Annotated in this window: 1 protein-coding gene; it reads right to left on the reverse strand. The window is 62.3% G+C overall.

Annotation, left to right across the window (positions count from 1 at the left end):
* A partial coding sequence (locus AC27IO_RS25350; RefSeq protein WP_498741362.1) for an EF-Tu/IF-2/RF-3 family GTPase occupies positions 1-506 on the reverse strand: 506 nt, incomplete at both ends.

Here is a 506-nt window from a genome sequence, read left to right on the forward strand (position 1 = left end):
CGCGCTTGGTACCGCGCAGCAACAGGCCGACGTTGTCGCCAGCCTGGCCTTGGTCCAGCAGCTTGCGGAACATTTCCACGCCGGTGCAGGTGGTCTTTTGCGTGTCGCGGATACCGACGATTTCGATTTCTTCGCCGACCTTGATGATGCCGCGCTCGATACGGCCCGTCACCACGGTGCCGCGACCGGAGATCGAGAACACGTCTTCCACGGGCATCAGGAATGCGCCGTCCACAGCGCGCTCTGGCGTGGGGATGTACGAGTCCAGGGCTTCGGCCAGCTTCATGATGGCTTCTTCACCGAGGGCGCCCTTGTCGCCTTCCAGGGCGAGCTTGGCGGAACCGCGGATGATGGGGGTGTCGTCGCCTGGGAAGTTGTACTTGTCCAGGAGTTCGCGCACTTCCATTTCGACGAGTTCGAGCAGCTCTTCGTCGTCGACCATGTCGCACTTGTTCAGGAACACGATGATGTAAGGCACGCCCACCTGGCGGGCCAGCAGGATGTGC

This window comes from Acidovorax sp. KNOB132, assembly GCF_057541515.1.